This is a genomic window from Vibrio lentus (genome assembly GCF_030409755.1).
GTDB classification, from domain to species: domain Bacteria; phylum Pseudomonadota; class Gammaproteobacteria; order Enterobacterales; family Vibrionaceae; genus Vibrio; species Vibrio lentus.
Genome location: NZ_JAUFQE010000001.1, coordinates 335257 through 345017, shown reverse-complemented (window position 1 = coordinate 345017; position 9761 = coordinate 335257). Strand labels below are relative to the sequence as shown.

At 43.7% G+C, this 9761-nt stretch carries 7 protein-coding genes; all 7 read left to right on the top strand.

Features of this window, described 5'->3' with window-relative positions; translation table 11 throughout:
• Nucleotides 1–123 precede the first annotated feature (123 nt).
• The 7 genes from QWZ07_RS01480 (at nt 124) to QWZ07_RS01450 (ending at nt 9668) form a co-directional block, all read left to right on the top strand.
• Nucleotides 124–486 carry a hypothetical protein gene (locus tag QWZ07_RS01480; RefSeq protein ID WP_192852578.1) on the top strand — a complete coding sequence of 121 codons (363 nt, stop codon included), beginning with the start codon at nt 124–126 and terminating at the stop codon, nt 484–486.
• A gap of 3 nt (nt 487–489) precedes the next feature.
• A complete protein-coding gene (locus QWZ07_RS01475) occupies nt 490–1839 on the top strand; it encodes an HlyD family type I secretion periplasmic adaptor subunit (protein ID WP_009844977.1) in 1350 nt (449 codons plus the stop codon).
• A gap of 3 nt (nt 1840–1842) precedes the next feature.
• Nucleotides 1843–4074 (top strand): ATP-binding response regulator, encoded by a 2232-nt coding sequence (locus tag QWZ07_RS01470; RefSeq protein WP_192852577.1) that lies wholly within the window; start codon nt 1843–1845, stop codon nt 4072–4074.
• Nucleotides 4049–5473, top strand: a complete 1425-nt coding sequence (locus QWZ07_RS01465; RefSeq protein WP_099166688.1) for a TolC family protein — start codon at nt 4049–4051, stop codon at nt 5471–5473. Before QWZ07_RS01470 ends, QWZ07_RS01465 begins: the two co-directional genes overlap by 26 nt.
• Complete coding sequence (locus QWZ07_RS01460) at nt 5463–7049, top strand: ABC transporter transmembrane domain-containing protein (RefSeq protein ID WP_009844974.1); 1587 nt, start codon at nt 5463–5465, stop codon at nt 7047–7049. The genes QWZ07_RS01465 and QWZ07_RS01460 overlap by 11 nt, the downstream gene beginning before the upstream one ends.
• The gene (locus QWZ07_RS01455; RefSeq protein WP_192852576.1) at nt 7046–9184 is read left to right on the top strand and encodes an ATP-binding cassette domain-containing protein; all 2139 of its coding nucleotides are present in this window, start codon (nt 7046–7048) and stop codon (nt 9182–9184) included. The genes QWZ07_RS01460 and QWZ07_RS01455 overlap by 4 nt, the downstream gene beginning before the upstream one ends.
• Nucleotides 9185–9293: 109 nt before the next feature.
• Complete coding sequence (locus QWZ07_RS01450; protein ID WP_102313969.1) at nt 9294–9668, top strand: hypothetical protein; 375 nt, start codon at nt 9294–9296, stop codon at nt 9666–9668.
• Nucleotides 9669–9761: the final 93 nt, after the last annotated feature.

Below are 9761 nucleotides of genomic sequence, written 5' to 3'. Positions count from 1 at the left end.
AAAACCAAGTTTTTATACAACTTTTTTCATATTTTTCTTTTTATACATAAAGAAGTAAAAAAAATTTGAAAACTGCCTTTAAAGATCCTTAGTTATTGTGATTAAAGCAATTAAGGCAGTGGAATGATGATAGACATGACGAATTTGTTGCGTTCAATCGACAACAACCACAAAGGGCTGCAATTGCTGCTAGGCGACTTTTATAAGGACTTTTCGGACGCACCGATGAACATAGAGATGCTTCATAAAGGTAATCGTTTTGAGGAACTCAACAACTACTCTAAAAAATTGAAAACCATCTTAACTTTGTTATGCGACCAAGACCTGCCGCCCAAAATGGCCAAGTTGGAACATTTGAGTAAACACGAATTCCCTGCGCCGGAAGCGCTATTAGAAGATGTGAAAACTGAACTACAAAACGTCAATAGACAAATCAATCACTTGCTGGATATTAAGGAAGTTGTAGATGACGAGTCATCGAGGTAGGTCATGAGCAATAACCAAATAGAGCATCACCTCAGAAAAGCGCTCGTTTCTAACAACGAGGCTTCCAAGGTCACAGCAGATGACACCATCGTGCTTGCAAGTGCGATGACCAGCGTTCACAAGACGTTGCTCATCATTTTTCTACTTGCTTTGGTGGCTATCGCCGTGGCGTCACAAGCACGCATCGACATTGTCGTTTCTGTACGTGGCGAGCTGTTACTAGAGTCTGATGTTGAGAAAGTTCAACACCTAGAAGGCGGTATTCTGGAAGAGCTGTTAGTGAGAAAAGGGGAAGTTGTGTATGAAGGCCAGCCTATTGCTCGAATCCGCTCACTCGACCGTAACACCCAACTCGATACAGTGAACACCGAAATCATTCAGCTGGAACTCGATAAAATTCGTTATGAAAGCTTGCGTGACATGGTCGAACCAAACTTTGCTTCTTACATCGAAAAGTACCCAGAACAAGTTCAAGTCAACATGAATACGTGGCAGCAAGAGTTCTCGAAGAACCGCTCCAACGAAGAGCTGATCACTCACGATATTAAACACAAAAACTCTCTGATTGGATCAATGCTAAAGCGTCGCAAAAGCTCAGAGAACCAACTCTCGCTCATTCGCAAACAACTCAACATCAAAAACACGCTTTATAAAGAAGAGATGGCGTCCTATGTCGACGTTCTAAATATGAAAGTACAAGAATCCAATATGGTTCGTGAGATTGAAAACCTTGATGAGTCCGTCATGAACGAACGTTTCCAGCTCGACAAACTCGAAAAACAACATCGAGACTTGGTAGAGAACCGCAACTCTGAGTACCAAGCACAAATCATTCAGGCCAATAAAGACCTCAAACTGAAACGGATCTTACAACCACAACATTCCGATAAGGTAGATCGCTTAATCGTCTACTCACCAGTGGATGGTGTGGTCGACAAATTACACTTCAACTTCCGTTCTGCGGTAATACCACCCGGCGAGAGTATCGCTGATATTGCACCAATCAATAACTCCCTACACGGTGAAGCGAAAATTCCGCGTAAAGACATGGGGTTTGTCGAAATTGGCCAAGCGGTAAAAGTAAAAATGGATACTTACAACTTCGCAAAATATGGATTTGTTGAGGGAACCATCGCCTCAATTAGCCGTTCATCATACGAAGAAGAAGATGCCGAATTCTATTTGGCAGAAATTGAGATTGATCGAAATTTTCTTGAGCGAGGAGGCACTCAATACAAATTATCACCTTATATGGAATTTACCGCCGACGTAAAAACAGGCTCGCGTCGCGTGATCGAATACGCAGCAAAACCGGTGATGTCAGCCATCGAAGATGCATTCGATGAGAGGTAATCAATGAGCGGAAAACCTTCTTATAACATTTCCGTACCAGCTCTACGTCTGAGCATATTGTTCAGCGTCGTACTGGCGGCGCTCGCTTTCTATTTATACTTTTCTTGGTCAAAAGTAGATTCGGTCGCTCAAGTGCAAAGCGCCCCACTTCTAATACAAGCCCAGAAGCTTAATCAGACCATCGAACAAGATATTCAAACTCTACAGCAGTGCTTAAGTACCGACACTTGTGGTATTAACGAATTCAATCTAGTTAACTTGAAGCGTGAAATAGATGAATTTAGATCGCTAGCCTCTTTGAACAAAACTGAGTTCAGCTTGGTTGGCGCGACTGAATACACCCAACTTGAATTAGCTATCAATCGCTTTTCCGACAGCACTAAAACACGCAACGACGTACTCGACTTATACCTGTCACTGACGAACAACTACCTACAAATGGACGACAACTACCGCACCATGTTCAACAACCATGCGAGCGACTTGATGTCAGAGAAAAACGAGTTCTTTATCTGGTTGTTTATGGTGGTCGTGATACTGGCAGTAATCACGGTCCTATCGAATTCAGTTGCTATGTTGAAGCTGAAGAAATCCAGCTCTAATGAACGAGAAATCGACTATGAGTTCGATGCTCTCTATCAAGAGCTGAAACAACTCGACTTGCAAAGACTCGAAGAGCTTCTGAATGAAGTGAGCATCAATCCGAAGCAACGCCAGATCTACTCTCACCTCAAACTGATCTTCAGTAAATTAGAAGACCAAAAGCGTAATAACGACCTCTACAAACAACTGTATGCACTAATCGGCTATGAGATTCGCGGAATCACCAACACCATCAATGGTGGTGTCCAATATCTGGTGCAAGAAACCGATGAAAACGGCGTATTGATGGCGAAGGATATTACCTCAGCATGTAGTACCTTATCTGAGTTAGCAGAAAACTATAACCGTTTGATTTCACAGGGTACGGAAAGCAAGTCGAAGGAATTCTCGCTACTAAGCGTGTTGTCTGAATTGATGATTCATATCAGCGCCAAAGTTCAGAGGAACGAAAGTCAACTCGACTGCTTTATCTCTGATAATTTGCCGAATCGAGTGGAGGGCCAATCCACCAGCTTGTTCTGGATATTGTTCCTGCAGCTCTCTAACGCCATCCAACTTAAATCAAACAAGAAGTTGTTCGTGACAATAGAGTCTGGCGCAGCTTCGGATATGGAAAATACACGTGTCACCATCAACCTTAATTTCCTTTCAACGTTAGATGTCTCTGTTGCCAAGCTCAATAAGCTCCATTGGAGCGATCATAAACACCATACCGCTAACACAGACGACTTAGCGAAAAGCGTATTAAAAGATTACGGGTATTACGAAAGTCACTGGTTCCAATCAGGTACACAGGAACGTTTTCAGATCGAGCTTGATCTCAAGGCGAAGAATTTCCATACAGAGAAAACACGCTTTGACGGCAAGCGTTTACTGCTTTGCGCCAATACACAAGTCCGTATCGATGTAATGAAGAAAATGCTCAGTAACTTGGGGCTTGATATCACTGAAATCCGCACTGCAAATGAGTTATTTTCAGCGGCGAAGACCTTTGGTGAGTACGATGCCATCATGCTGACCGATACATTTGAACCCAACAAGCTGCCATCACTGAGCAAAACGGTGAAATCCCAACTTAAGAATCATCCAAATACCAAGCTGTTGCTGTCTGTAACCAATACTCAGCATGCACAAGAGTGTCACAGCTTCGTCGATAAGATCATCAACTCCCCTGCGATTCCTTATGAGTTTATTCCGAACTTACTCACCATTATGGAAGCAGAAGCATCAGAAGAGCAGATGGAAAACAGTTCATTCCTTATCGTGGAGGATGACCGAGTTCAACAGATCTTACTTAAACGAATTTTGACCAAACAAGAGTATGAACCAGACACGGTTGGTGATGGTGCCGACGCAGTTGAGCACTTCATGAATAAACGTTCTGACATCATCTTCATGGACTGCATTATGCCGGGTATGGGCGGCATTGAAGCGACCAAACGCATTCGCCAGTTTGAACAAGAGAACGAGAAAAACCCTTGTACCATCATAGGGGCAACCGCATTGACCAGCAGTAACGAACACCAGGCTTGTATTGAAGCCGGAATGGATTACGTGATCAGCAAACCTTACAAAAGCGACCAAATCATCAAGGTGATCAACAAGTATGTGGCGGTACAGAAACTTAACTAGCAGCATTATGGCTGCGCTTGCATTCAGCACGATACCTTCTGCATCGGCGACGACCCTGCTTGAGGCGGTAGAACTCGGCCTGCAAAACAGCCTATCCCTTCGCGCCAGTGATAAAGGTGTGGAAGAGAACGAATACAACATTGGGATCAGCCGATCTAAGTTTCTTCCTTCACTCAATGGTGCAGCTGATACTACATGGAATGAGAATGAAACCTTGTTATCGAGCGTGCCCGATGAAACCTCCAGCTATAACTCAAACAGCTACAGCCTTTCCCTTTCCCAGTCGATATTCAATCTTGGTGATATTTTTAAATATGGCACGGCAAAACTCGACTTCAATATTGAAGAAATTAAACACGAGAACAAAATCCAAAGCACCATCTCTGAAATCGGCTCTCAATACTTCGAGTATTTGAAAAACAATGCGCAAATAAAAGCGACAAAGGTCGAGCTTAAATCGTCTGAGACTCGTGAGCATCAGATGCGACGCAATGTGGAGCTCGGCAATACAGCCGCCAGCGAGCTTTATGAAGTTATCGCTCAGAAAGAAGGTGTGTCGAATCGATTAAGAACCTTGCAGAAAGATCGCCGTGTCATTCTCAACGGACTATCCATTCAGATTCAGTACCCTATTACGCCATCACAAGATATATACGAAAGTGTGCCTTTAAAAGAGATAAACGAAAGCGAACAACACTCAATCATGGATCAAGCATTAAAGCTCAACAACGACTTGTTAGTGGCGAAGAAAAACGTCGAGAGAAGCCGTCGAAGCTTAAAAGAGAGCGGTACAAACTTCTTACCTACCGTGTCGCTTTCAGCCAGTTATCGTCACGATGACGCCAATAACTACGATAAAACCGATATCACTGCGACAGGCGAAAGCAACTCAACTAGCGTTGGCTTAAATCTAGCCTTGCCTATTTTGTCGGGTGGCTCTGATTACTACGGATATCAAAAATCATCGACGGCAATTGAACGTACCGAGCTGCTTTATCAAGATTCGCTTTACACCACCCGTAACAGCGTGAACACCTCTGTGCTCAACATTAACGATTTTTCGCAATCTATAAGCAGTTACGAGAACATCATTCGCGCCAACTATGCCTCTTACAAAGGCATTCAAAGGGCATACCAGTTAGGCACCCGTACGATCACCGATTTGCTTGCCGCAGAAAGTAAGCTCTTCAGCGCCTTAAGAGATTATGAAAGCGCACGATACGACTACATCATCGAAACCATCAAGCTTGAGCAAGTTAAGGGCGTGCTCTCGATTCAATCGATAGAAAGCATCATGCAATTGATGAGTGATATCGAAGGGCGAAACAATCAAGAATTAGTGCCTAAACACCTTCTCTCAACGGAGTCGTTGAAAACAGGAGGTCGTAATGCAAACTGAGCAGTTTTCTCAAAAGATCAATATGGCAGATAAGTGTTATCTGACTTTCTCTACGATAATTTCCACTCTATTTGGCTTGGTGCTGCCCTTCTCTATTCTGATCATTTTCGACCGAGTATTGCCCAACCAAGCACAAGATACCTTGTTCTTGCTGTTCGCGATTATCCTGATTTCTATCTTCCTCGACTACCACCTGAAAAATCAGGAAGAGAAGATATCTTCCGTCATCATGAGGCAGTTTGAGACCAACTTAACCAACAAGGTATTCCAATCCATCTGTTTGGCTGAGATCTCTAAATTTCGCCGCTTAGAACCGGGCGAATACCTCGAACGAATCTCAACCATTCCTGAACTGAAAACCTTCTTTGGTGGAGAATCGGTTCGAGCTCTGATAAACCTTGCCGTCAGCGTCATAACCATCCTCATCATCGGTCTCATCAACATATGGGCTGGCGTGACGCTTCTGATTGCCTCTCTGATCTTGGCCATTTTCGCTTGGAGCCTTTCTAAGCAAAAGATTGGCAGCTTACAGAACAAATCCGATATAGAGGGCTTAACGACGTCCAAGATCATTGAAATCATTTCTAGCCCGCTGGATATCAAAGCGCGAAACATGGAATACCGCGTTGAAAGCCTGATGACACAAATGGTCGAGGAACGTGAAGTTGAAAACATCAAATACGAACAGATTGAATCGAATTTTGGCTTGATCTTAGCGCTCATCCAACAACTCTCGATTGCTTGTGTTGTTGTGGTATTGGCGACAGCCGTGATCAATATGGAGTCAAGCCAAGGCATCATGGCCGCAATAATCATGCTGACCAACCGTTACTTTGCGCCCTACCAACAAGTGATGCGTACCGCGAGCCGTTGGGAGCTAAACAAACTCCATATACAGCGCATCGCCGAGCTTCTTGAACTGGCCGCGTCGGTTGAACATCAACATGAGACGACCGAAGTAGAACGTATTTCTGTTAAATATTCTGAAAAGCAGCGTATCGAATTCGAACTCGGACAAACCTATTTACTTACTGGGAAAAGTGGCTCCGGAAAGACCCACCTTGCTAACTGTATTACACGTCAGAACAATGATAACAAACTGGACATCATGATTAATGACACGCCTTTGAGTGACGTAAACTACAATGTTTGGCGTAACAGCGTACTGATGGTCGATAAAACAAGTTCATTCGTTGAAGGGACCATTATTGATAACCTGACGTGTTTCCGTCCAAGCTTGAATAACACGGCTTTCGCCTTATGTGAAACCATGAACATCAAGGCGCAAATTGACGGACTTCCTGCTGGTTTTTATACGGAACTCAAAGGGCACATGCGCAATCCATTCTCTCGCCAAGTTGGATATGCTCTGTTATTAGTCCGAGCCCTGCTCGCCAGTAAACGGGTATTGATATTCGACGATATAGATTGTGTCTTTGATGAGGAATTTGCGCGCGTCGTACTGACCAGTACCGCCTATCGTGCTAATGACAAAATCTTAATCATCGCCAGCAATAAGATGGACAAACTTAACCACCGCCTCAAACGCGTAAAACTTACCGGAGGTGACCAATGAGTATCCTTGTAGACTTCAATAACGTCTCGCAACGTGTTTCGGATTTTGAAGCAAGCGGTTATGACGAGCGTTACAGTCATTCGCCTCTGATTCGCGGCTTAGCTTATACCTTGATTGCTCTTGAATGGGAAGGTACGCCCTCTATACTCAGTGACGCCTTTATTCCCAAGCCAAAAGACAGCGATAGCTTTACTGCAACCATAGAACGTCTTGGATACCGTTGTGATGTGACCAAACTAAAGACACTCGAGAATATCGATAAGTACCCTCACCCGTGCTTTATTGAGATAGAAAATCTTAGCGCCATCTTTTTAGGTACCAAAGATGGAAAGCTGATGTTGTTTGATTACACGAACAACAACACCATTGAGTATCCAATGTGCAAGAAGCCCTGCTTGTTGATTGCAATTAGTGAATATTCTCGCCTGTTCCGTGAACCACCACCGGAATCTCAGGACAGAAGCAATTGGATAAAGTACGCTTTCTATCGTTATAACAATGAACTTAAAAGCCTGATCATTCTCAGCTTCGTGATCAGTATTCTGGGCGCATTACAGCCATTCTTTATTATGAGTGTGTATAACTTCGCGCTTACTTCGAGTTCTCAAGCGACACTCTATTGGTTGACCTTATTTGCCATTATTGTGGGTTTTTCGGAATACTTTTTTAAGAAGATGCGAGTCAACATCATCGCTACCTCCGGTAAAGATCTCGCGGTTCACATATCTCAAGCCGTAATATCGAAACTGCTTTGGCTACCTTACGCAATGACATCAACTGCTGGGGTTTCATCTCAACTGGCGCGATTGAAAGATATCGATACCTTCCGTCGCTTAGTGACCGCTGAATCAACTCTCAGCTACTTTGATATGCCGTTTGTGATTGTTTTTATCATCGCGATTGCCCTAATGTCTGGCACGGCAGCGCTTGTGGTGATGGGCGGCTTAATCTTGATGTTGGTGTTCTGTGTATACTCACGTTATATCTATTCTCAAGCCACATCCAAAAGCTCTCGCGCCAATGCGATGGTCTCTTATCAATGGAATGAAATCCTTCGTGGTATCAAGACCATTCAGGGGTTGCCTTTACTGCGCGTGGTTCAATCTCGTTTTAGTGCCTCCCATATGCAAAGCACCAGTGATGCGGAGAACGTTGCTGTAACCAACAGTAAAATTCAGGCGGCTGGCGGTAGTTTGATTCAGGTGATTGGTACGGCAAGTATCGTGACTGCTGTAATCGGCGTAATGGAAGGCACTTCTGATGCGGGTGCGATGCTTGCGACCGTTATTCTCGTTTGGAAAGCACTAGGCCCGATAATGGGCATCTATAACTCAATTTCTAAGTTTCAATCCATCAAGGCTTCGTCAGCACAGATCAACAACTTGATGTCGATGAATGACGATAAACTGACTTTGGAGAAGAGCCCGCCTATTCGCTTGTTCCAAGGCAGCATTGTGGGCAGTGGTGTGAGTCACCGTTACACAGGAGCAGCAACAGGATTAACCAACCTTGGCTTTAAGATACCGCCCAGTGCAAAAGTCGTCATATGTGGACCGACAGGCAGCGGAAAGACTACGCTCATTTCAATCATGGCTGGCTTAGAAGATCGTTATCAGGGCGCGGTGTCTGTCGATGGCTATAACATTAAACAATTCAACAGTTATCGCTATCGCACGTCGATTAACTACATCCCTTTCAATTTGCACATTTTCGAAGGTTCTTTGGAGACCAATTTCATTTTACACAATGGATTAATTCCGACAGAGAAAATGCAGGAGATGGTGAGCTTCTTCGAGCTAGACGAATGGCTGCCAGAAGGCTTGGCGACTCAATTGAGTGTCGATAAGTGCAAAGGTCTTCCCAATGGCATTCAACAAAAGCTGCGTTTGGCGCTTGGTTTAGGTAACTGTGAACAATCTCTGATAATCATTGATGAACCCTTCAACGGGGCTGAAAATGAAAACGCGCAGTATTTTAACCGCCTGTTCAGCGATAAGCTGCTGAATAAAACCGTCATTTTTTCGACCAATGATCCCGGTTTGATCGCTACTTCCAATATGAGTTTGGTTCTAGAACCTGATGGCAACTTGAAATATTTTGGCTTAACAGACAAATACTTAAACAGTTTAAGTTAAACACGACGATGCTTACTCACAGATTACTCGTTCAATAAATGGATGTAATTGACAAAAACATAAGTGAGAGAGATGATTCGCTCTAAAATCACATGTAGCAAGGAAGCAAATGTACACATTCGTTGCAGACAAGCTTGATGTCGCTTACTTATCCGCAATTCCTGAAAACCATCAACTTCAGGGCTGCGATGTGCCTGAAGAGGAGATCGAACTTCGAGAGATCGTTGAGGTTTGGTATGAGTGTGCCTTTCTACCCGCTTTCAACCTTCAGAAAGTCGATATCGAGAACAAAGCTGAGCTAACCGTCATACAAACACATGTTTTGAACAACGATACGAGTACGCTCGCTTTCCTACTCAAAAACAGAGTGTATCGTGCCGCGCTAAACAGAATGCTAGGGGTTTGGACATTAGAACCCTCTGCAAAAACGGTGTTAGAGCAACTTCTGTTTGAACTAAGTCTCGATAAAAAGCGCCCTCATTAACTCGCTTTATAAGCTATTCATCAATAAGCATAAAAAATTAAACCGACTGACAATCGCTATAAGTTGCTAGTAAGAGAAGATATTTCAAAATAA

Coding starts and splice junctions, on each gene's coding strand:
- QWZ07_RS01450 (WP_102313969.1), top strand. CDS start 9,294: ATGTACACATTCGTTGCAGACAAGCTTGATGTCGCTTACTTATCCGCA.
- QWZ07_RS01475 (WP_009844977.1), top strand. CDS start 490: ATGAGCAATAACCAAATAGAGCATCACCTCAGAAAAGCGCTCGTTTCT.
- QWZ07_RS01470 (WP_192852577.1), top strand. CDS start 1,843: ATGAGCGGAAAACCTTCTTATAACATTTCCGTACCAGCTCTACGTCTG.
- QWZ07_RS01455 (WP_192852576.1), top strand. CDS start 7,046: ATGAGTATCCTTGTAGACTTCAATAACGTCTCGCAACGTGTTTCGGAT.
- QWZ07_RS01465 (WP_099166688.1), top strand. CDS start 4,049: ATGTGGCGGTACAGAAACTTAACTAGCAGCATTATGGCTGCGCTTGCA.
- QWZ07_RS01460 (WP_009844974.1), top strand. CDS start 5,463: ATGCAAACTGAGCAGTTTTCTCAAAAGATCAATATGGCAGATAAGTGT.
- QWZ07_RS01480 (WP_192852578.1), top strand. CDS start 124: ATGATGATAGACATGACGAATTTGTTGCGTTCAATCGACAACAACCAC.